Origin of the sequence: Bartonella sp. AA83SXKL (assembly GCF_042196965.1) — a bacterium.
GTDB lineage: Bacteria > Pseudomonadota > Alphaproteobacteria > Rhizobiales > Rhizobiaceae > Bartonella.
The window spans coordinates 307-601 of sequence record NZ_JBHIRG010000284.1 but is presented as its reverse complement, the minus strand read 5'-3'; the positions used below and the strand labels follow the sequence as shown (position 1 = coordinate 601).

Sequence of the window (295 nt, the reverse complement as noted above, 5' to 3'; positions counted from 1 at the left end):
CGGCAGGGCATGCCGTGGCTGTTTAAATGCTTATTCAAGCTTTGGTCCGTTTGAATAAAAAGATTCGCTTATGAATAATGTATGGAGTAGCAAAATGCCCAAGATGAAGACCAAATCGTCCGCTAAGAAGCGGTTTAAAATCACTGCGTGAGGGAAAGTTAAAGTGGCAGCTGCAGGTAAACGGCATGGCATGATTAAACGTTCGAATAAATTTATTCGCGATGCTCGTGGAACAATGGTTTTGAGTGAGCAAGATGCTAAAAAAGTTATTCAGCATTATTTGCCAAATGGTTTG

The 295-nt window shown here is 41.0% G+C and carries 1 pseudogene; it reads left to right on the top strand.

What is annotated here, in order from left to right:
* Positions 1 to 94 precede the first annotated feature (94 nt).
* Positions 95 to 295: pseudogene (rpmI, locus tag ACFINO_RS11145) on the top strand (50S ribosomal protein L35); the annotation flags it as partial.